This window comes from Starkeya sp. ORNL1 (genome assembly GCF_012971745.1).
GTDB lineage: Bacteria > Pseudomonadota > Alphaproteobacteria > Rhizobiales > Xanthobacteraceae > Ancylobacter.
In genome coordinates, this window is sequence record NZ_CP048834.1 from 5681336 (window position 1) to 5701785 (window position 20450).

The 20450-nt window shown below is 67.0% G+C and carries 17 protein-coding genes; 13 read left to right on the forward strand and 4 right to left on the reverse strand.

Features of this window, described 5'->3' with window-relative positions; all coding sequences use genetic code 11:
• Positions 1-326: 326 nt before the first annotated feature.
• The 3 genes from G3545_RS26645 to G3545_RS26655 are packed head-to-tail and all read left to right on the forward strand — an operon-like array spanning position 327 to position 3264.
• Positions 327-998: an NAD(P)H-dependent oxidoreductase gene (locus G3545_RS26645; protein ID WP_170017319.1), complete on the forward strand. Its 672-nt coding sequence runs from the start codon at positions 327-329 to the stop codon at positions 996-998.
• 20 nt (positions 999-1018) lie between these two features.
• Complete coding sequence (locus G3545_RS26650) at positions 1019-2380, forward strand: amidase family protein (protein WP_170017320.1); 1362 nt, start codon at positions 1019-1021, stop codon at positions 2378-2380.
• A complete protein-coding gene (locus G3545_RS26655; RefSeq protein WP_170017321.1) occupies positions 2377-3264 on the forward strand; it encodes a polysaccharide deacetylase in 888 nt (295 codons plus the stop codon). The genes G3545_RS26650 and G3545_RS26655 overlap by 4 nt, the downstream gene beginning before the upstream one ends.
• Here G3545_RS26655 and G3545_RS26660 read toward each other — a convergent pair.
• Together G3545_RS26660 and G3545_RS26665 are read right to left on the reverse strand one after the other, a co-directional pair.
• Positions 3242-4177, reverse strand: a complete 936-nt coding sequence (locus G3545_RS26660) for a LysR family transcriptional regulator (protein ID WP_170017322.1) — start codon at positions 4175-4177, stop codon at positions 3242-3244. The genes G3545_RS26655 and G3545_RS26660 overlap by 23 nt on opposite strands.
• A gap of 43 nt (positions 4178-4220) precedes the next feature.
• Positions 4221-4835, reverse strand: a complete 615-nt coding sequence (locus tag G3545_RS26665; RefSeq protein ID WP_170017323.1) for an urea carboxylase-associated family protein — start codon at positions 4833-4835, stop codon at positions 4221-4223.
• A gap of 124 nt (positions 4836-4959) precedes the next feature.
• On the opposite strand from G3545_RS26665, the gene G3545_RS26670 reads away from it, so the two are divergent.
• On the forward strand, positions 4960-5835 hold the full coding sequence (locus G3545_RS26670; RefSeq protein ID WP_170017324.1) for a LysR substrate-binding domain-containing protein: 876 nt from the start codon (positions 4960-4962) through the stop codon (positions 5833-5835).
• An 83-nt stretch (positions 5836-5918) separates the two neighbouring features.
• On the opposite strand, the gene G3545_RS26675 is transcribed toward G3545_RS26670, so the two are convergent.
• Entirely contained in the window at positions 5919-6809 is an 891-nt protein-coding gene (locus tag G3545_RS26675; protein ID WP_246702578.1) for an AraC family transcriptional regulator, read from the reverse strand.
• A 248-nt stretch (positions 6810-7057) separates the two neighbouring features.
• Here G3545_RS26675 and G3545_RS26680 point away from each other — a divergent pair, with 248 nt between their 5' ends.
• The 6 genes from G3545_RS26680 (at position 7058) to G3545_RS26705 (ending at position 15516) form a co-directional block, all read left to right on the forward strand.
• On the forward strand, positions 7058-9298 hold the full coding sequence (locus G3545_RS26680; RefSeq protein ID WP_170017325.1) for a TonB-dependent siderophore receptor: 2241 nt from the start codon (positions 7058-7060) through the stop codon (positions 9296-9298).
• 1 nt (position 9299) lies between these two features.
• On the forward strand, positions 9300-10100 hold the full coding sequence (locus G3545_RS26685; RefSeq protein ID WP_170017326.1) for an ATP-binding cassette domain-containing protein: 801 nt from the start codon (positions 9300-9302) through the stop codon (positions 10098-10100).
• The gene (locus G3545_RS26690) at positions 10100-10999 is read left to right on the forward strand and encodes an iron-siderophore ABC transporter substrate-binding protein (protein ID WP_170017327.1); all 900 of its coding nucleotides are present in this window, start codon (positions 10100-10102) and stop codon (positions 10997-10999) included. The genes G3545_RS26685 and G3545_RS26690 overlap by 1 nt, the downstream gene beginning before the upstream one ends.
• Complete coding sequence (fhuB, locus tag G3545_RS26695; RefSeq protein ID WP_246702579.1) at positions 10992-12962, forward strand: Fe(3+)-hydroxamate ABC transporter permease FhuB; 1971 nt, start codon at positions 10992-10994, stop codon at positions 12960-12962. Before G3545_RS26690 ends, fhuB begins: the two co-directional genes overlap by 8 nt.
• Positions 12955-14019 carry a siderophore-interacting protein gene (locus tag G3545_RS26700; protein WP_170017329.1) on the forward strand — a complete coding sequence of 355 codons (1065 nt, stop codon included), beginning with the start codon at positions 12955-12957 and terminating at the stop codon, positions 14017-14019. The genes fhuB and G3545_RS26700 overlap by 8 nt, the downstream gene beginning before the upstream one ends.
• Before the next feature lie 120 nt (positions 14020-14139).
• Entirely contained in the window at positions 14140-15516 is a 1377-nt protein-coding gene (locus G3545_RS26705) for an FAD-containing oxidoreductase (RefSeq protein ID WP_170017330.1), read from the forward strand.
• A 66-nt stretch (positions 15517-15582) separates the two neighbouring features.
• Here G3545_RS26705 and G3545_RS26710 read toward each other — a convergent pair whose 3' ends face one another.
• Positions 15583-16032, reverse strand: coding sequence for a MarR family winged helix-turn-helix transcriptional regulator (locus G3545_RS26710; protein WP_170017331.1), 450 nt, complete (start codon positions 16030-16032; stop codon positions 15583-15585).
• Positions 16033-16275: 243 nt separating this feature from the next.
• On the opposite strand from G3545_RS26710, the gene G3545_RS26715 reads away from it, so the two are divergent.
• The 3 genes from G3545_RS26715 (at position 16276) to G3545_RS26725 (ending at position 20445) form a co-directional block, all read left to right on the forward strand.
• Positions 16276-16728, forward strand: coding sequence for a (2Fe-2S)-binding protein (locus G3545_RS26715; RefSeq protein WP_170017332.1), 453 nt, complete (start codon positions 16276-16278; stop codon positions 16726-16728).
• Between the two features lie 10 nt (positions 16729-16738).
• Positions 16739-18901: a xanthine dehydrogenase family protein molybdopterin-binding subunit gene (locus G3545_RS26720; RefSeq protein ID WP_170017333.1), complete on the forward strand. Its 2163-nt coding sequence runs from the start codon at positions 16739-16741 to the stop codon at positions 18899-18901.
• Between the two features lie 197 nt (positions 18902-19098).
• Complete coding sequence (locus tag G3545_RS26725; protein ID WP_170017334.1) at positions 19099-20445, forward strand: LLM class flavin-dependent oxidoreductase; 1347 nt, start codon at positions 19099-19101, stop codon at positions 20443-20445.
• Positions 20446-20450: the final 5 nt, after the last annotated feature.

Sequence of the window (20450 nt, forward strand, 5' to 3'; positions counted from 1 at the left end):
CTCAAATCGACGAGTTGTGTCTTCGTCTGAAGGATCGATATCGACCGAGGGCGCGTTGTCCGGAAAATGAGAAATTCTCAAACCAGGATGAGAGAAGCTCGACATTCAAATATATATTGACGGTCGCCTGGCATGGTGCCGTTCCTTTGCATGGAGAACGACAAAAACACCTGAGAATGCTGCGGTTTTCTTGAAGGTTGAGTTCTTCTCAACGGTCCTGAAGAGATTGTCGATAGTGCTCCCGGCGTCTTCCGGGACACCCTGACGAGGTGCGGAACATCCGCGGGAGCGGCAAGCCAGCCGCCGAGCGCACCAGGGGCCGGGCCATGACGACACTTCTTCATATCGATGCCAGCGCACGCGGCGACCGCTCGCTGAGCCGTCGGCTCTCGCAGGCCTTCGTGGAGGCATGGGCGGTACGTGACCCGGATGCGACGGTGATTGCGCGCGACATCGGCCGCGACCCTCCGCCCATCGTCTCGGAGCGCTGGATCGGCGCCGCTTTCACCTCGGAGGGCCGGCGCACGGCGGAGCAGCGCGAGGAACTGCGCCTGTCGGACGAACTGATCGACGAGCTCGATCGCGCGCAGCTCATCGTCCTCGGCACGCCGATGTACAATTACGGCATGCCGGCGGCGTTGAAATCCTGGTTCGACAAGGTGATCCGCATCGGCAAGACCTTCACCTTCGACCTTGCACGCGGCGACTACCCGCTCGAGCCGATCATGAGCGGCAAGACGCTGGTCATATTGAGCGCGCGCGGCGAGTTCGGCTTCGGGCCGGGCGGCGTGCGCGAGGACATGAACCACCTCGAAACCCACATCCGCACCTGCGCGCACTATCTCGGCGTCGAAGCGTGCCACCTCATCGCCATCGACTATCAGGAGTTCGACGACGCCCGCCACGCGCAGTCCGTGGCCGAGGCCTATGCGGCGATCCCGGTGCTGGTCGATCAACTGTTCGGCGCGGTCAGTGCCCGCAAGGCCGCTGCGGAATAGCCGGTCACGGACGAACCCCGATGCACAGCCTCGCGGAAATATCCCGGCGCCTCGCGGAAGGTGAGGTCACCCCTGTCGCGCTGATGGAAGCGGCGCTGGCCGGCGTCCGCACCGCTGAGCACGTCTTCATCTCATTGTCCGAGGAAGAGGCTCGTCGCGACGCCGAGGCTGCGGCGGCACGCTGGAAGTTGGGCCGCGCGCTTGGCCCTCTCGACGGCATCCCCGTCGCGATCAAGGACCTGATCGATGTGCGCGGCAGCCGCACCACGGCGGGTTCGCTCACCCGCTCCGATATCGCGCCCGCGCAAGCCGATGCGCCCGTCATCGTGGCGCTCAAGGCGCGCGGCGTCATCCCGTTCGGCAAGACCAATCTCAGCGAGTTCGCCTTTTCCGGCCTCGGCCTCAATCCGCATTTCGGCACCCCCATCGCGGATTTCGCAGGCGGCGAGCCCCGCGCGCCCGGCGGGTCCTCCTCCGGCTCCGCCATTGCGGTCCAGCGCGGCATCGTGGTGGCGGCGATCGGCACCGACACGGCAGGCTCCATCCGCGTGCCGGCGGCCTTCAACGGCCTGGTTGGCTACAAGGCTTCAGTGGCCCGCTACGATATGCGCGGCGTCCATCCGCTGGCCCCATCGCTCGACAGCCTGGGGCCGATCTGCCGGACGGTCGGCGATTGCACGCGGCTCGACGCCGCCATGCGCGGGCTGGCGGCGCCGACCGCGACGCCGGCCAAGATCGCGGAGCTTCGCTTCGTGGTTGACGAAGGCGTTTTCGAAGACGGCGAGCTTCAACCCGCGGTGCGGGACAATCTGCTCGGCGTCATGGCAGCCTTGAGCGGGCAGGGCGCCCGCGTGGTCTGCACGCGCGTCCGCGCTGTCGCCGGAGCGCTGGATGTGGTGGCGCGCTTCGGCTGGCTCGGCGCCGCCGAAGCGCGGGCGTTGCTGCGCGATGTGGTCGAAGGCCCGCGGCGCGACCGGATCGACCCACGGGTGCGCACGCGGCTCGAAGCCGCCGCCATGCTCGACCCGGAACAGGTCGCGCGGATGCGGCAGGCGCGACGCGAGCTGATAGTGGCGATCGCCCGCGAGCTGGATGGCGCCGTGCTGGTCCTGCCCACGGTCAAGCACGTGGCGCCGCTTCTCGCACCGCTCGAAGCAGATATCGACCTCTTCGCCCGGGTCAATCTCGCCAGCCTGTCGCTGACCATGATCGGCAGCCTGCTCGACATGCCCGGCATCGCGCTCCCCTCCGGAACAGGCGAGGCGGGACTGCCGACGTCCATCCTGTTCTCGCTGCCGAGCGGTGAGGACGACCGGCTGCTCGCGGCAGGCCTGGCAATCGAGGTGGCGCTCCGTCAGTCACATCAAGGAAATCCGGCATGATCCGCAATCCCATTCCCTGGCCCAATGGCGCCCGCTGTGCCTGCGCCATCACCTTCGACATGGATGCGGACAGCCTCATCCATGTGGCACGCCCCAAGGACAGCTTCGACCGGCTCTATCCGATCACCATGGGGCGCTACGGCCCGACCGTCGGCGTGCCGCGCATCCTCGACACCTATCGCCGGCTGGGGTTGAAGCAGTCCTTCTTCATCCCGGCCTGGACGATGGAGCGCTATCCCGAGGCGGTGGAGGCGATCCTGGAGGGCGGCCACGAGATCGGCCATCACGGCTACATCCATGAAGACCCGACCGAGATCTCGCAAAGCGAGCAGCGCGCATGGTTCGAACGCGCCCTCGACGTCCATCGCGCCATGACGGGACGCAAGCCGCGCGGCTATCGCGCCCCGGTCTACAATGCCACGCAGGGCACCATCGACCTCCTGGTCGAGCACGGCTTCGCCTATGATTCCTCGCTGATGGCCGACGACATCCCCTATCTGATGCGCTCGAACGGCGCGACGCTCTACGAGATGCCGCCGCATTGGGGATCCGACGACTGGCCGCCTTTCGCGCATTATGCGGAGATCGGCTACATGATGCCGGTCAAATCGCCCACCGAGGGCCTTGCCGCATCCTTCGAGGAGTTCGAGGCGCAGTACGAGGCTGGTGGCTTCTGGATGGGCATCTGGCATCCGTTCCTCACCGGACGCCTGGCGCGCTGGCGTGTGGTGGAACGGTGGCTGGAAGAGGTGCTGGCAACCAAGAGCGTGTGGTTCGCACCGCTCGAGGACATCGTCGCCCATGTCGACCGGCTCGTGCAGGACGGGCAGTACCAGATCCGGACCGAGGAAATGCCCTATTTCACGCGGCCCGTGATGCTGTGACGGCGAGCGCGGACCGGGCGCGGAATGTCGCCGCCTCGTCCTTCAGCCATTCGCTGAAGGCGGCGAGGCTGCGCTTGCGGCTGGCACTCGGTATGTCGACCAGACGATAGGAGAATCCCGCCATCACTGGCCCGTCGAGCTGGCGCAGCGTGCCGCGGCGCATCTCGTCCTCCACCAGCACGTTGCTGCAGAGCAGGGGCCCGAAGGCGCGCTCAGCCGCGTGTAGCGCCAGCGTCTCCTCGCTGAACCACGAAATGCGGAAATTGCTCGCGGTGTCGTGCGGCGTGCGGGCGAGCCAGGCGGACCAGGTCGGCGCGTCGAGCTCGCGGTTCTTCCAGCGATAGGCGATGAGCGGCCGGCTGCTCACATCCTCTATGGTCGCGGACCGCCCCTGCGGGCAGAGGGTCTGGTCGGCGACCGCCACATAGACATCCTGAAGCAGGATCGAGGGACGCTGCTCGGGAGAGGCCGGCCCGTAGCGGATGGCGAGATCGATGCCGCCGGCGCGCAAATCCACCACCTCCTCGGTGGCATCGACATGGACGACGATGTTCGGGAACATCGCATTGAAGCGCCCGAGCCGCGGCATCAGCCAGCGTTCGGCGAAAGCCCGTGTCGTCGATACGCTGATGGCTTCGCCCGAACGCTCCTCATGGAGCGTGGCGAAGGCATCGGCCAGCCGGTCGAGGCCGTCGCGCAGGGATGGAAAGATCGTCCTGCCCGCGGGGGTCAGCGATACCGAGCGGCCGGACCGCTCGAACAGCTTCATGTCGAGCGTGGCCTCCAGATGCCGGACCTGGTGGCTCACCGCGGTCACGGTAACGCACAATTCGTCGGCGGCCGCGGTGAAGCTGCAGTGGCGCGCTGCCGCCTCGAAGGCGCGGATGGCGTTGAGCGGAGGCAATTTACGCATGGCGAAGCTCCACCCGGTTCGAAGATCCTGCACCCATCGGTCGTCACACAATGGCGAAATGTGCGTCCGTCGGCTGCATGTCGTTGACCGGGATCATGTCCTGCGGGCAGGCGGAAAACACGATGATCAGGTCCATTTCGGCCCGCAGTGAAATGTGCTGGCCCGGCTCGCTGGTCGGGGGGGCGAAAGCGAGCCGTCCGTCCGGGTCGACCGGGACGTTCATGAAGAGGTTGAGCGGACTGGGAATCTCCGGGGCGGTGAGGCCGAGCGCCTGGAGCGCCAGGCAGAGATTGTCCGCGCAATTGTCGTGATGCCCTTCGGCGCCGAGCTGCTGGTAGCGATGGACGTCGCAGGCCGCGATCAGGGTGTCGTGGATACCGGGCGTCGTGTCCTCGATTACGGTGAGGATCGGCCGACGGCGGTTGGTGACCAGCGTGTCGCCCACCTTCGGGACCAGCTTCAGCAACGCGGCGTGGGAGTGTTCCATCGACATGAATTCGGCAATGTCGTCGGCGTTGAACGCCCAGGTGTCGACCACCTGCTTGCCGTGGGTATTGATGACCTGGATCGTTCGGCCCCTGGCGACATGCGCGGCGATGCCGCGTCGCGCCGGAATTAGGACGGTCTCGCTTTGGCGGATATCGGGGCGCTGGTTCAACGCTGCTGTTCCTTCGTCGGCGGCCGCGCCGTGCAGCCGGTCCGATCGAGGAGATCACAGGACGCCGCCAAAATCTAATAATTCAGATTGGCTCCGTTATAAGCAAAACATATAGTCTGCCGCTATGCGCCTGCGCCAACTCGAATGCTTCCGAGCGCTGATGATCCACGGCACGATGACCCGTGCGGCGGAGCTGCTCGGCATATCGCAGCCTGCTGTCAGCACCACGATCGCTGCGCTCGAACATGAGATCGGCCTGACCCTGTTCGTGCGGCGCGGCGGGCGGCTGCAGCCGACGCCCGAGGCCCATCTGTTCTATGCCGAGGCCGCACGCGCTTTGGAGGCGGTCGAGAACACCACGCGCATCGCCGGCGAAATACGCGCTGGGCGGCGCGGACACCTCGCCATCGCCGCCTATCCCAGCATCTCGATCAGCCTGCTGCCGCGAATATTGTCGCTGTTCCAGGCCAAACGCCCCGAATTGCAGATGAAGATCATCACGCGCAATTCCATGACGGTCCGGGAATTGATGTCGACGCAGCAGTTCGACTTCGCCATTGCCGAACTGCCGGTCGACTACCCCACCACGCACATGGAAGTGTTCTCCTACTCATGCGAATGCATGATGCCGGTCGATCATCCACTCGCCGAGCGGGCGCGGATCACGCCGACGGACCTCGACGGCGTGCCGTTCGTCACGCTGTTTCGCGGCGATCCGATCTACCAGCAACTCGCCGCCGCCTTCTCCGAACATGGCGCGCGCTGGAACGTGATCGCGGAGACCGAATTCTTCTCGACCGCGTGCGAGCTGGTCAGCGCCGGCTGCGGGGTCGGACTGGTCGATCCCGTGGTGAGCGCACCCTTCACTGCCAATGTCGTGCGCCGGCCATTCCTGCCCACGATCACCTATGAGATCGCGGTGCTCCACCCGACGCACGAGGAGCTGTCGCAGATCGCGCAGGATTTCCTCGCCACCCTCAGAACGCACCTCCGGCACTAGACGGTCCGGGCACTCCGGCTCGCGCCAGGAGCGATCGCAGCTTCTGGCCGGGACCCCGGTACTCAGACTTCGCCCGCTATCCTTTAATGCTGCCGCCGATCGCGCCGCCATGCCGCCGGTGTCTCGCCGACGATGCGCCGGAACACCCGCGTAAGGTGCGCCTGGTCGAAGAAGCCGGCGGCGACCGCGACGTCGGTCAGCGACATGTCGGCTCGCAACAAGAGACCCTGAACCTTCTTGATCCGCTCGTTGATCTGCCACTGGTGCGGGGCCATGCCGGTTGACGCCTTGAAAGCGTGGCTGAAATGGGATTCGGACAGGTCGACCATCCCGGCCAATTCCTGCAACCGGATCCGGCGCAGGCAGTTCGCCTCGATATAGTCCACCACCCGCCGCAACTGCCAGGAGGCGAGGGGGCTGCGCTTGCGCTGGGTCCGGCCTTCGAGGCGCAGGAAATCGATCAGCAGCGCCGTGGTCAGGCTGTCGCCATAGAGTTCGTGAAACGCCTTCGGCGCGGCGCACTCGTCGGCGATCAGGCCGGCGAGGTTAAGCATGCGCGGGTCGGAGAACATCAGCCGCGGCGTGTTGAAATGCTGCAGCGAGAACTCCTCGCCGAGCCGTTGGCGCAGCGCCTCCATGTCGAAATGCAGGTCGAGGTGGCGGATATAGGTGGCGTCGTCGAAACGTGTCCAGAGTGGCACGCCTGCCGGGATGAAGCTGATCTGGCGTGCTGCGTGCGCCATCTGTTCCGGCGCGCGGTCAGGCGCCAGGCGAAGGTCGAAGCCGCCGCCCGCACGGTCCAGCAGGATGAACAGCCGCGGGTCCTGCGAAATATACTCGCCGCCGGCGCCGACCGTGCCCTCCGCCTCCCAGACCTCGGCCAGCACGCCGTGCCAGGAACGGCGATGGCCCTTGCCGATGACCGAGATGCCCTGGCGCGCCGCCGTCATGCGCGGCCGGAACGGAAGCGTCATTCATTCTCCTCCGCGGCTACGAAGTGTTGCCATGCGCCTATGGTGTCTCTGCCGTGCAACGCTATCGTAGCGCTGTACAACGTTGGCCGCTAAAAACCCAAAAACGTGCTATCGGGCACAACAATGACCAATCAGCGCAAAAACGCAATTGCTACTAGCGTCGTGTAAGGCACGGAAATGGCAAATCTTTTGTTTCGAATATTTCCGAACTGCCGCGCGCATGGCTGCCGTTGATTGGAGCGATTACAATGTACGCTAAGAGGTTCGGTTTTCTTCTTCTTGGCAGCGCGATGGCGGTGGTGCCACCGCTCGCGGTCGCCCGTGCCCAGGACGCATCGCCTTCGACGACGGAGCTCGAAACCATTTCGGTCGAGGGCGAGGCCGACAACGGCACCGGGCCGGTCAATGGCTATGTCGCCACCCAGACCACCAGCGGCATGAAGACCGACGTGCCGATCGTCGAGATCCCGCAATCGGTGTCGGTGATCGGCCGCGACGAGATCGACGATCGCCGCGCGCTGAAGGTCGACGAGGCGCTGCGCTACACCGCCGGCGTGGTCTCCGCGCCCTATGGCGGCCCGGACCCGGACACCGACTGGTTCTACATCCGCGGCTTCAACGCCACCCAGACCGGCGTCTTCCTCGATAATCTGTCGCTCTACAGCTACGGCTTCGGCGGCTTCCAGGTCGACCCCTTCACGCTTGAGCGCATCGAGGTGCTGAAGGGCCCGTCCTCGGTGCTTTATGGCGGCTCCAATCCCGGCGGCATCGTCAACATGATCAGCAAGCGGCCGCAGGACGGACCGCTGCGTTATGTCGAGACCGGCATCAATAATTTCGGCAATGGCTATTTCGCCTTCGACATCGGTGATTCCTTCGGCGGCAGCACGCCGAACAAGGACGTCATCGGCAAGGCTCCGCCCGCACCCGCCGAACCCTATTGGGCCTATCGCATCACCGGGCGCATCGCCGGCGGCGGCCAGCACACCGAGGAGAGCGAGGATTTCCGCGGCGTGATCATGCCGCAGGTCACCTACCGCCCGAACGACCAGAACGAGCTGACCGTCTATGCCCAGTTCGCCGCGCTCGACCAGATCAATGTCGGCGGCGGCTTCCTGCCCTATTACGGCACGGTGAAGAACGCCTCGTTCGGCAAGATCGCCCGCGACGCCTATTTCGGCGAGCCCAGCCTAGACAATAGCCGCTACAGCCAGACCATGGTCGGCTACGAGTTCGAGCACATCTTCGAAAGCGATTGGACCTTCAATTCCAGCGCCCGCTACGGCCATTTGGACAAGCGCGAGATCGGGCCGTACCCGTACGGCTATGTCGATCCCGACTATCCCTATGGCGGCGGCCCGAAGCCTGCCACGCCGGACAATCTGCTGTACCGCATCGGCTTCGAAGGCAATTCCATCGTCGATAGCTTCGCCACCGACAATCGCTTCGGCAAGAAATTCTCCACCGCCGGGATCGACCATGATTTCCTGGCTGGCGTCGACTACACGCTCTACCGGCTGGACAATGTCCAGGCTTCGGGCGGCGGCACGCCGATCAGCGCCACCGACCCGGTCTATGGCGTGCCGCAGGGCCCCACCTTCATCTACATGGACCAGGTGCTGACCCAGCAGCGGGTCGGCGCCTATGTGCAGGACCAGATGCGCTTCGGCGGCGGCTGGATCCTCACGCTGAACGGGCGCTACGACTATGTCGACACCGATTCCGAAAGCCCGGCGCAATATGCGTTCTCGCCCAACTACAAGAGCAACGACACCGCCACCACTGGCCGCGCCGGCCTCGGCTATGAGTTCGCCAATGGCGTGACGCCCTATGTCAGCGTGTCGAGCTTCTTCAACCCGCTGGTAGGCACGACCGCGACCAATCAGGGCCTGGAACCCGAGAAGGGCTACCAGTACGAGGCCGGCGTCAAATACGAGCCGGGCTTCATGGATGCGCTGATCACCGCATCGGTGTTCCAGATCACCAAGCAGAACGTGGTGGTCAGCGATCCCAATCCGCCCTTCATATCGTCGCAGATCGGCGAAGTGCGCTCCACCGGCTTCGAGATCGAAGGCAAGGCCAACATCACCAGGAATTTCCGCGTGCTTGCCAGCCTGACCATCCTCGACATGGAGATCACCGACGATGCCAACGCTGCACTCATCGGCAACTTCCCGATGCTGGTACCGGATGTCACGGCTTCCGCCTGGGCCAATTACAAGTTCGACCAGGGCCCGCTGAAGGATGTCAGCCTGGGAGCCGGCGTGCGCTATATCGGCTCGTCCTGGATCGACAACGCCAACACGCTCCAGGTGCCGAGCGCCACTTTGTTCGATGCCGCCATCCGCTATGAGCGCGACAGCTGGGGCGTCGCGCTCAACGTTAACAACGTGTTCGACAAGGTCTATGTCGCCGGCTGCCAGGGCCTCACCGGCTGCGGCTATGGCGACAGCCGGACCCTCACCTTGTCGGCCCACTACAAATGGTAGCATGAACCGCGCCTCTCCCATCGATGACGCCCCGATCTTCGAGCTCGACGGCGTGAGCTATGCGGTCCCCGGCCGGCAGATCCTGGTGCCGCTGTCGCTCACGCTGGCACCGGGCCGCATCTGCGGGCTGATCGGCCCCAACGGCTCGGGCAAGAGCACGCTGATGCGCTTGCTGGCGCGGCAACTCGCGCCCGCTTCCGGCAGCCTCCGCTTCGGCGGGCGAGCGTATCCCGAATGGAGCGAGCGCGAGTTCGCCCGCCACGTCGCCTATATGCCGCAATTCACGCCGCGCTCGGACGGCATGAATGTGCGCGAGCTGGTCGCGCTTGGCCGCTATCCCTGGCACGGCATGCTCGGCCGCTTCACCAGCGAGGATGCCGGCAAGGTGGAGGACGCCATCCGCCGCACCGGGTTGGAGCCGCTGGCCCATCGCATCGTCGACAGCCTCTCCGGCGGCGAGCGCCAGCGCGCCTGGCTGGCGCTGATGCTGGCGCAGGACACGCACTGCTTGCTGCTCGACGAGCCGACCTCGGCGCTCGACGTTGCCCATGAGACCGCCATGCTCGACCTCGTCCGCGAGCTCGGCCATGAACGCGGGGCCGCCGTCGTCGTGGTGCTGCACGACATCAATCTCGCCGCGCGCATCTGCGACGACATCGTCGCGCTGCGCGACGGCCGGGTGCTCGCCCAGGCTCCGGCTCACGACATCATGCAGCCCGACACGCTCGCCGCGATCTACGGGGTGCCGATGGGCATTATCCCGCACCCGACCCGCGGCGAGCCGCTCAGCTACGTGCTGTGATGCGGGAACATGGCCCCTTGCTGAACCGCCGGCAGGCACTGGCCGCGGGCGCCGCGCTCCTCGCCGGCACGGCATGGCCGAAGGGTGCCGTGAGCGCTGCCGCCACGTGCCCGGCGACGCTGGACTGGGCGATCCTGGAGACGCTGCTCGCGATTGGCGCGCCGCCGGTGGCTGCAACCGAGCTGGTGCAGTTCCGCGACGTGGCGGTGGAGCCGGCGGTGCCATTGAGCGTCACCGATCTCGGGCTGCGCGGCCTGCCGAATTTCGAGACGCTGCTGCTGGCGCGGCCCGACATCATCTTCAATTCCAACTTCTACGCCTCGTCCGAGCCGTTGCTGGCGCGCATCGCGCCGGTCGAGAGCCTCAGTATCTATGTGCCCGGCAAGCCACCCTTCGACGCCGCGGTCGAGATGACCCGCGCCATCGGCGCCCGTCTAGGGCGGGCGGAGGCGGAGGACTTCATCACCCGCACCAGCGATGACATGGCGACCTTGAGCGCCCGGCTCGGTGGGAGGCCGCGTGCGGTGCTGCCGATCAATCTCGGCGATGCCCGGCACTTCCGCACCTTCGGCGCCGACAGCATGTTTGGCGCGGCGCTGGAGCAACTCGGCCTCGTCAATGCCTGGAAGGCGCCGACCAGCTATTCGGCGACCGCCCCGGTCGGGCTCGAAGCTCTCGCCGGCTATGATGACGCATGGATCGCGCTGATCGGGCCGACGCCTCGGGAAGTCGGCCCCGTGCTCGCCCGCAGCGCCTTCTGGAACGCGCTGCCTGCGGTACGGAGCGGGCGCGTGCTGGATCTCGGCCCGGTCAATCCGTTCGGTGCGCTGCCGGCCATGGCGCGCTTCGCCCGGCTGCTGGTCGAGGCACTCGTCGCGAAGGGCCGTGGCCTTGGCTGACATCGGCTCCTCGCTGCGCCTGCTGCGGCCCTGGGTCGGGCTTGGCCTCCTTGCTCTGGCTCTGTTCGCCGCAGTGCTGGAGACGCGGCCGTCGCTGCTGGGTCCGGATGCGTTGGCGCTCGACCGCATCCTGCTGATGCACTCCCTGCTGCCCCGGGCCGCGACCGCGCTGCTGTGCGGCGCCGCGCTCGGGCTTTCCGGCGCGCTGCTGCAAAGGGTGCTGCGCAATCCGATCGCCGATCCCTCGACGCTCGGCATCGCCGCCGGCGCGCAGCTTGCGCTGACGCTGGCCATGACCTTTGCGCCGGCACTGGTCGCCGTCTCGCGCGAGGGCGTGGCGCTGGCCGGAGGCGCTGCCGCCGCGGCGGGCGTGCTGGCGCTTTCCTGGAAGCGCGGGCTCGATCCGGTCATCGTCGTGCTGTCCGGCATGGTGATCTCGATGATCGCGGCGGCCCTCGGCGCCTTCGTCGTGCTCGCCCGCGGCGAGTATCTGATGTCGCTCTACATCTGGGGCGCCGGCTCGCTCAGCCTGCAGAGCTGGGACGCGCCGATCACCATCGCCACCCGGCTCTCCGTCGGCGTGGTGGCCGCGGTGCTGCTGCTGCGCCCGCTCGCCATTCTCGGCCTCGACGATGCCGGCGCGCGCAGCCTCGGCGTCGGCCTGCTGGCGACGCGGCTGATGGTCATGCTTCTCGCCGTCTGGCTTGCCGCCACGGTGACGGCGGAGGTCGGCATCATCGGCTTCGTCGGGCTCGCAGCGCCGGCCTTCGCCCGGCTCGCCGGCGCGCGCACGCCGCGCCAGATCCTGCTGGTCGCGCCGATTGCCGGCGCCGTCGTGCTCTCCATCACCGACAGCGCGGTGCAGCTTGCCGGCTCCGGCTTCGCCGATCTGGCGCCGACCGGCGCCGCCACCGCGCTGCTCGGCGGGCCGCTGCTGCTGTGGCTGCTGCCGCGCGTGCGCTCCACTGACCGGGCACCCGCGGGTCTCGTCGCGCCGCTGTCAATGCTGAAGCCAAGCTCTGGCAATGCCACACCATTGCTCCTGTTGGCGGCCGCGTTGATCGTCCTTGCCCTGTTGGTGGGGCGCGGACCGGACGGCTGGGACATCGCCACCGGAGACCTGTTCAGCGAGTTGCTGGCGTTCCGCGGGCCGCGGCTGGTGGCGGCCGGTGCAGCCGGTGTCATGCTCGCCGCCGCCGGCACGCTGATGCAGCGCATCACCGCCAATCCGATGGCAAGTCCGGAACTGCTCGGGGTCGGCGCCGGCAGCGGCGTCGGCCTCGCCGCGGTGCTGTTCCTCGTCGGATTCCCCGGTCCCATCCTCATGCTGGGCGGCATGGCGGCCGGCGCCCTGGTGGCGCTCATTGTCATGCTCATCGTCGCTGCGCGGTCCAGTTTCGGTCCGGAGCGGCTGCTGCTGGCAGGCATCGCGGTGGGCGCCTTCTCGATGGCGATCCTTTCCGCCGTGCTGGCCGGTGGGGGCATGCGCGCCTATGCGCTGCTGGTGTGGCTGTCGGGCTCCACCAACCGGGTCGGCCCATTCGAAGCGACGACGGCCCTCGTCGCAGCGCTGGTGCTGGCGGCGCCGCTCTTCCTGTTCGCCCGCTGGCTCGACATCCTGCCGCTCGGCGCCGATGTCGGGCGCTGCGTCGGGCTGAAGGTCGGCCGGGCGCGGCTGGTGCTGGCGCTGTTCGCCGCCGGGCTGACGGCGATCTCCTCCTTCATCGTCGGCCCGCTCAGCCTCGTCGGGCTGCTCGCGCCGCATCTCGCCGCCCGCTTCCCGCGCGGACGCACCCGGCTGGCGGCCGCGATGCTGATCGGGGCGACGCTGCTCATCGGCGCCGACTGGCTCTCCCGCATTGTCGCCTTCCCCTATCAGGTGCCGGTCGGACTGTTCGCCGCGCTCATCGGCGGGCCGTATCTGCTTCGGCTGCTCCGGCATGGAGACGCAAACCATGGCTGATACCCGCACGGCGTCGACCCGCATCGCGCTCAACGACCCGCACGGCGTGCTGCACAGGCTCTGCACCCATTTCGCCGAGCACGGCGCCGTGACGATGACCGAGCACGGCGGGCGGATCGAGACCGAGTTCGGCTATGCCACTCTCGTGCCCGAGACGGGCGCACTGCGGATCGAGGCTGGCGGCACCAACGACACCGCGCTCTATGTGGTGAAGATGTCGGTCTCCGAGCACGTCTTCCTGCTGGCCGGCGAGGAGGTCGCGGCGTTCACCTGGAGCGGCGACGGCTCGGATCAGCTTCGCATCCCGTTCTTCCGCGAGATGACGGTGCGCCGGGCCTGCAATGTGACGCCGCTGATGCGCCGCGTGACACTGACGGGCGAGGATGTGGCACATTTCGAAACCGGCGGGCTGCATGTCCGCGTACTCATTCCGCCGGCTGGACGCGAGCCGCGCTGGCCCGAAGCTGCGCCTGACGGGCGCACGCTATGGCCGAAGGGCGAGGACGAACTCACGGCGCGGGTCTATACGATCCGCCGCATCGATCATGCCTGCCGCGAGGTCGATATCGACATCGTGCTGCACGGTGACGAAGCTGCGCCCGGCTCCCATTGGGCGTCGACTGCCGCACCCGGCGACCGGGTCGGGCTCATGGGGCCTGGCGGTGGCGAAATCGCGAAGGCGAAACGCTATGTGCTCGCCGGCGACGAGACGGCGCTTCCCGCCATTGCGCGCATCACCGAAGGCTTGCCGGCCACCGTCCAGGCAACCGCGTTCATCGAGATTGCCAACGCCGCCGAGGAGCAGCCGCTCGCGTCCGCCGCGCGGCTCGAGACGGTCTGGCTGCACCGCAACGGTGCCGCGCCGGGCACGACACGCCATGTCGAGGCCGCGCTGCGCGGAGCGGACTGGTCCGATAGCGACGACGTTTTCGTATTCGTCGGCTGCGAACAGGCGGCAGCGCGCAACATCCGCAGCTTCCTCCAGAAGGAACGCGGCCTGGCAAAAAAGAACGTCCTCGTCGCCGCCTATTGGAACCGTGGCTGCCAACAGGAGTGAGACGAGTGAGCCACTCTGCCGGCTCCCGAGGTCGGGCGCCTGCGGGTACTATGCGAAGATATCTTTGACATCATGCGCGGCGAGCGGCAGCTTGCTCTGCCCAATAGCGCGGGTATTGCCATGAGCGTTACCTTCGACGCGATCATCATCGGTGCCGGGCAGGCCGGGCCATCGCTTGCCGGCCGCCTCGCCGACGCCGGCATGAGCGTCGCCATCGTCGAGCGCAAGTTCTTTGGCGGCACCTGTGTCAACACCGGCTGCAAGCCGACCAAGACACTGGTGGCAAGCGCCTATGCGGCCCGCATGGCCGCCCGCGCGGCGGAGTATGGCGTAGTCATCGATGGGCCGCCGCGCATCGACATGGCGCGCGTGAAGGCGCGTGCCGGCAAGGTGATCACCGACTCGCGCCAGGGGATCGAGAGCTGGCTGGGCGGCATGGCAAATTGTACCGTGCTGCGCGGCCATGCCCGCTTCGAGGGACCGGACAGGCTCCGGGTCGGCGACGAGATGCTCACCGCGCCGCGCATTTTCCTCAATGTCGGCGGGCGCGCCGCGGTGCCGGACATGCCCGGCGTCGACACCGTGCCGTTCCTGACCAACAGCAACATGGTCGAACTCGACCATCTGCCGAAGCATCTCGTGGTGATCGGCGGCAGCTATATCGGGCTCGAATTCGCGCAGATGTATCGCCGCTTCGGCGCCGATGTCACGGTCGTGGAGATGAATGACCGCCTGGTCTCGCGCGAGGACGAGGATGTCTCGGCAGCGATCGCCGACATATTGGCGGCGGAAGGCGTCGGCATCCGCGTTGGTGCCAAGTGCATCCGGCTCGCACCGCATGGCGAAGGGGTGGCGGTCGCGGTCGACTGCGTGAGCGGCGCGCCGGAGATCGTGGGATCGCACGTCCTGCTGGCGGTCGGTCGCCGGCCCAATACCGACGATCTCGGCCTGGAGATCGCCGGCGTCGAGACCGATGCGCGCGGCTACATCAAGGTCGACGACCACCTCGCCACCAATGTGCCCGGCATCTGGGCGATGGGCGATTGCAACGGCCGCGGCGCCTTCACCCACACCGCCTATAACGACTTCGAGATCGTCGCTGCCAATCTGCTCGACGGGCAGGACTGGAAGCTGAGCGAGCGCGTGCCCGGCTACGCGCTCTATACCGATCCGCCGCTCGGGCGGGTCGGCATGACGGAGACGGCGGCGCGCGCCACCGGTCGCCCCTTGCTCATCGGCAAGCGACTGATGACGCGGGTCGGCCGCGCGGTGGAGAAAGGCGAGACGCAGGGCTTCATGAAAGTTGCCGTCGACGCCGAGACCAAGCGGATCCTTGGCGCCGCGATCCTCGGCACTGGCGGCGACGAGGCGATCCACGGCATCCTGGACATGATGAATGCCGGCGCACCGTACACGACGCTGCAGCGCGCCGTGCCGATCCACCCGACCGTCTCCGAGCTCATCCCCACCATGCTGGGTGAGATGAAGCCGGGCTAGGCTCCTTGCGGTTGGTCTGCCTCCATTGCGATCTCCAGCGGATCTTTCCAGCGGTTCCGGGCGTCTTCAGCCGTCCAGATAAGCCTCGGTAAAGCTTTCCGAGGCGATGTAGCCGAGGACCGAGCGCAGCTCGGCGGCGCGCTCATTGCCAAGCGTCGACTCGAAGCGGCGCTGCGCACCGAGCCAGAGCCGCCGCGCGTGGTTGAACTTCGCCATACCCGCTTCGGTCAGCAGCGCGCGCTTGGCGCGCCGGTCGTGCGGGTCGGCGGTGATGGTGACGAGGCCATCGCGGGCGAGCGGTTTCAGCGTATGGCCCAGGGCGGAGAGGTCCATCACCAGGGCACCCGCCAATTGGCGCAAGGTCGGCCCTTCCAGGGCGACGATTTCTGCCAGCAGCGCGAATTGCGTCGCGCGCAGGCCGCTCGGCGCAATGGCCGCGTCATAGAACTGACCGAGCCGGCGTGTCGCCTTGCGGAGCACGGCATTGTTACAGAGGTTGGGATCGACAGCCGCCACGGCCGGTGCTCCTCTCGGACGATGCTGTCGCAGACAGGCAGCACACCACCTTTGTCTGAAAGCACGGTGCCATCGGGGCGTTAGCTTGACAAGATAGTGGCATATGCCATCGTAGCTGGAAATATTCAAATCTACGGCTGGCCAGAGCAGTGCGTGGCGCTATCTCGCCAGCAGGCTTTCACGCTCCATTGCGCCTCGCTACGGGCTCAGGCCGGAGGCGCGCCCAACCCATGGGAGAACCGGATGGCAACCCTCAACATCAACGGACAGGACCATAATTTCGACGTCCCGGCCGACATGCCCTTGCTGTGGGTGCTGCGCGACGTCGCCGGCCTGACCGGCACGAAGTTCGGCTGCGGCGCCGGGCTGTGCGGCGCCTGCACCGTCCACCTCGACGGGGAGGCAGTGCGTTCCTGCCAGACCGCGGTGAGCGATGCCGTCGGGCACAAGATCGCGACCATCGAGACCGTCGGCGCGACCCCGCAGGGTGCGGCGATCCAGAAGGCATGGCTGGACCTCGAAGTGGTGCAGTGCGGCTATTGCCAGTCCGGCCAGATCATGTCGGCGACGGCGCTGCTGAAAGCCAATCCGAAGCCCTCGGACAGCGATATCGATGACGCCATGAGCGGCAATATCTGTCGCTGCGGGACCTATCGGCGGATCCGCGCCGCCATCAAGCAAGCTTCGGCAGCGTGAGGGGGCGGCAATGACCAAGATCGTGAAACAGGACGAATTCCGCCTCGACCGTCGCTCCTTCATCGCCGGCGGCACGGCGCTGGTGGTGGCGGCTTCACTGCCGTTCGGCGGGCGCATGGCGCAGGCCGCGGGCGAAGCGAGCTTCGAACCCAACGCCTTCATCCGCATCGGCACCGACGGGCGCATCGCGCTGGTGATGCGCGACGCGGAGATGGGGCAGGGCATCTGGACCGGTGCCTCCATGCTGCTCGCCGAGGAACTAGATGTCGGGCTCGACCAGGTGACGCCGGAGGCCTCGCCGCCCAATGACAAGCTCTATGCCAATCCGCTCATCGGCTTCCAGGCGACCGGCGGGTCCACCTCGATCCGCGGCGATTGGGAGAGCCTGCGCAAAGCCGCGGCGATCGCCCGGCTCGCTCTGGTGCAGGCTGCCGCCAAGCAATGGAACGTCAATGCCGCCGATTGCAAGGTCGATCGCGGGACGGTGACGCACGCCGCCTCCGGGCGCAGCGCGCCCTATGCCTCGCTGGTCGCGGCCGCGGCTGCGGCGCCACTGCCGACCGATGCTCCGCTGAAGGATCGCGCGGACTGGAAGCTGATCGGCACGCCGCAGAAGCGGGTCGACACCCGGCACAAGGTCGATGGCGGGGTGACTTACGGCATCGACGTGAAGCTGCCCGGCATGAAGATCGGCGCCGTGGCGCGCTGTCCGGTGCTCGGCGGCAAGCTGGTCTCGGTCGACGAGGCGCCCGCGATGAAAATACCGGGCGTGCGCGCGGTGTTGAAGATCGACGACGCGGTAGCGGTGGTCGGTGACCATTTCTGGGCCGCCAAGCAAGGCGTCGACGCGCTCGACATCAAATGGGACCTCGGCCCCAATGCGAAGCTGACCCAGGCCGACATCGTGCGCGGCCATGAGGAGGCCTCGCATGGCGACGGCATCGTCGCGCGCGAGGAGGGCGATCCCGTCGCCGCCATTGCCGGCGCGGCGACCAAGCTCGAGGCGGTCTATCAACTGCCCTTCCTCGCCCATGCGCCGATGGAGCCGGTCAATTGCACTGTCCATGTGCGGCCTGACGGCGTCGAGGTGTGGGTCGGCACGCAGGTACCGACCCGTTGCCAGTCCGCCGCGGCGGAGGCCACCGGCCAGCCGGTGGACAAGGTGAAGGTGTACAATCATCTGATCGGCGGTGGCTTCGGCCGTCGGCTCGAATGGGAGTACGCCGGCATCGCCGCGTCTTTCGCCAAGCAGGTCGACTATCCGCTGAAGCTGATCTGGACCCGCGAGGAGGACATCCAGCACGATCGCTTCCGACCCTATTATTATGACCGGCTCTCCGCCGGCCTCGACAGCCAGGGCCGCCTAGTCGGCTGGACCCACAAGGTGACCGGTTCCAGCGTGCTGGCGCGCTGGGCGCCCCCCGGCATGCGCAAGAACGGCATCGATCCCGATGCAGTCGAGTGCGCCGAAGAGACGCCCTACGACATGGATACGCTGCGGGTCTCCTGGGTTCGTCACGAGCCGCCCGGCGTCGTCACCGCCTGGTGGCGCGGCGTCGGCCCGGCCCACAACATCTTCGTGGTGGAGAGCTTCATCGACGAACTGGCCAACGCGGCGAAGAAGGACCCGGTCGAGTTCCGCCGCGGCCTGCTGGCGAAGAACCCACGCGCCCGCGCGGTGCTCGATCTTGCGGCCGAGAAGTCCGGCTGGGGCTCGCCGCTGCCGAAGGGCATCGGGCGCGGCGTCATGGTGCAGAACGCCTTCGGCTCGTTCCTGTCGGTGGTGTGCGAGGCCGATGTCTCCAACGGCAGCGACATCAAGCTGCGCAAGCTGGTGGCGGCGATGGATTGCGGCCAGGCAATCAACCCCGACTCGGTGCGCGCGCAGCTCGAAGGCGGCCTGGTGTTCGGCCTCACCGCCGCGCTCTATGGCGAGATCACCCTCGATCAGGGCCAGGTCGAGCAGGCCAATTTCGACACCTACCAGATGCTGCGCATGAACGAAGTGCCGCCGATCGAGGTGCACATCGTCAACAGCACTGAGACGCCCGGCGGCCTCGGCGAAACCGGTACGGCGGCGTCCTTCCCGGCGCTCGCCAACGCAGTGTTCGCCGCCACCGGCAAGCGCCTGCGCAAGCTTCCGCTCAAGCTCGATGAAGGCTCCAGCGGCTGAGGCTGCCAGTCAATTCGCGTCGTCTTCCCCGGGCTTGTCCCGGGGATCCACGTCCTTGACGAAGGAGCAACCGTGGATGGCCGGGCCAAGCCCGGCCATGACGTGAGAGCATTTCATCAGCCACGGAAGATAGCTGTTGTCGGACCAGTCACTTTGCATATAGTCTACATAAACTATGGAAAAATAGGCTGAGACAGATGGTCGAAACCCCGCGGCAGATCCACTTGAACGCCTTCCTGCGCAATGTCGGCCAGCACGAAGCGGCCTGGAGGCTGCCGGAGACCGACACCAAGGCGGTCACCGACATCGGCCATTATCAGCGCCTCGCGCAGATTGCGGAGCAAGGCAAGCTCGATGCGATCTTCTTCGCCGACCACCCCGCGTTGAAGGATCGCTCCGAGGATCGCCCCTGGGATTCGCTCGATCCGTTCACGCTGATCACGGCGCTCTCCGGCGTCACCAGCCGGATCGGCCTCGTCGCCACCGGCTCGACCACCTATAACGACCCCTATGGCATCGCCCGCCGTTTCGCGACGCTCGACCATGTCAGCCGCGGGCGCGCCGCGTGGAATGTGGTGACCACCGCGAACGCTTCGGCCGCGGAGAATTTCGGCTTCGACCAGCATCCCGACCCCGATGCGCGCTATGCGCGCGCCGCCGAGTTCCTCGATGTTGCCTTCGCGCTCTGGGACAGCTGGGACGACGACGCCATCGTCGGCGACAAGGCGGGCGGGGTGTTCGTCGATCGCGACAAGATCCACCGCATCGACCATGTCGGGCCACATTTCCGCGTTGCCGGGCCGCTGGAAATTCCGCGCTCGCCACCGGGCCGGCCAGTGATCTTCCAGGCGGGTTCCTCCGAGCCGGGCAAGGATCTGGCCGCCCGCTACGCCGACGCCATCTTCACTGCGCAGCCGACGATCGAGGAGGGGCAGGCCTTCTATGGCGACATCAAGGGCAGGGTGCGCGCCGTGGGGCGCGATCCGGCCACGGTGCTGATCCTGCCGGGCCTCTCCTTCTTCATCGGCGGCACCGAGGCGGAAGCCTTTGCGCTGCGCGAGCAATTCGAGGACCTGACGCTGCCGACCTACGGCATCGCCCAGCTCTCCCGCGTCACCGGCCTCGACCTCAGCGGTTACGACCTCGACAGCCTGATCCGGATTCCGCCGCGGCCGGACCAGGCCAACCAGCGCAGCCGCCACGATCTGGTGCACCGCCTCACCAGCGCGGAGGATCTGACGCTTCGCCAGTTGCTGCGGCGCCTCAGTGCCGGGCGCGGTCACCGCATCGCCACCGGGACGCCGGAGCAGATCGCTGGAACCATCGTCGAATGGTTCGAGAACGGCGCCGCCGACGGTTTCAACCTCATCCCGCCGGCCTTGCCGACATCGCTCTCCAGCTTCGTCGAGCAGGTCATCCCGCTGCTGCAGCGGCGCGGCCTGTTCCGCACCGACTACGAGGGCGCCACCTTGCGCGACCATCTCGGGCTGGAGCGCCCGGCGGTCGCGCGCCGCGCCGTCGCGCTTCCCAGCGCAGCCGAATAGGCCGG

Bases quoted from the DNA above. Each gene is read 5' to 3' on its own strand.
- G3545_RS26720 (WP_170017333.1), top strand. From the start codon at position 16,739: ATGACCAAGATCGTGAAACAGGACGAATTCCGCCTCGACCGTCGCTCC.
- G3545_RS26660 (WP_170017322.1), bottom strand. From the start codon at position 4,177: ATGCGTAAATTGCCTCCGCTCAACGCCATCCGCGCCTTCGAGGCGGCA.
- G3545_RS26700 (WP_170017329.1), top strand. From the start codon at position 12,955: ATGGCTGATACCCGCACGGCGTCGACCCGCATCGCGCTCAACGACCCG.
- G3545_RS26645 (WP_170017319.1), top strand. From the start codon at position 327: ATGACGACACTTCTTCATATCGATGCCAGCGCACGCGGCGACCGCTCG.
- G3545_RS26670 (WP_170017324.1), top strand. From the start codon at position 4,960: ATGCGCCTGCGCCAACTCGAATGCTTCCGAGCGCTGATGATCCACGGC.
- G3545_RS26705 (WP_170017330.1), top strand. From the start codon at position 14,140: ATGAGCGTTACCTTCGACGCGATCATCATCGGTGCCGGGCAGGCCGGG.
- G3545_RS26650 (WP_170017320.1), top strand. From the start codon at position 1,019: ATGCACAGCCTCGCGGAAATATCCCGGCGCCTCGCGGAAGGTGAGGTC.
- G3545_RS26685 (WP_170017326.1), top strand. From the start codon at position 9,300: ATGAACCGCGCCTCTCCCATCGATGACGCCCCGATCTTCGAGCTCGAC.
- G3545_RS26655 (WP_170017321.1), top strand. From the start codon at position 2,377: ATGATCCGCAATCCCATTCCCTGGCCCAATGGCGCCCGCTGTGCCTGC.
- G3545_RS26680 (WP_170017325.1), top strand. From the start codon at position 7,058: ATGTACGCTAAGAGGTTCGGTTTTCTTCTTCTTGGCAGCGCGATGGCG.
- G3545_RS26715 (WP_170017332.1), top strand. From the start codon at position 16,276: ATGGCAACCCTCAACATCAACGGACAGGACCATAATTTCGACGTCCCG.
- G3545_RS26725 (WP_170017334.1), top strand. From the start codon at position 19,099: ATGGTCGAAACCCCGCGGCAGATCCACTTGAACGCCTTCCTGCGCAAT.
- G3545_RS26675 (WP_246702578.1), bottom strand. From the start codon at position 6,809: ATGACGCTTCCGTTCCGGCCGCGCATGACGGCGGCGCGCCAGGGCATC.
- G3545_RS26690 (WP_170017327.1), top strand. From the start codon at position 10,100: ATGCGGGAACATGGCCCCTTGCTGAACCGCCGGCAGGCACTGGCCGCG.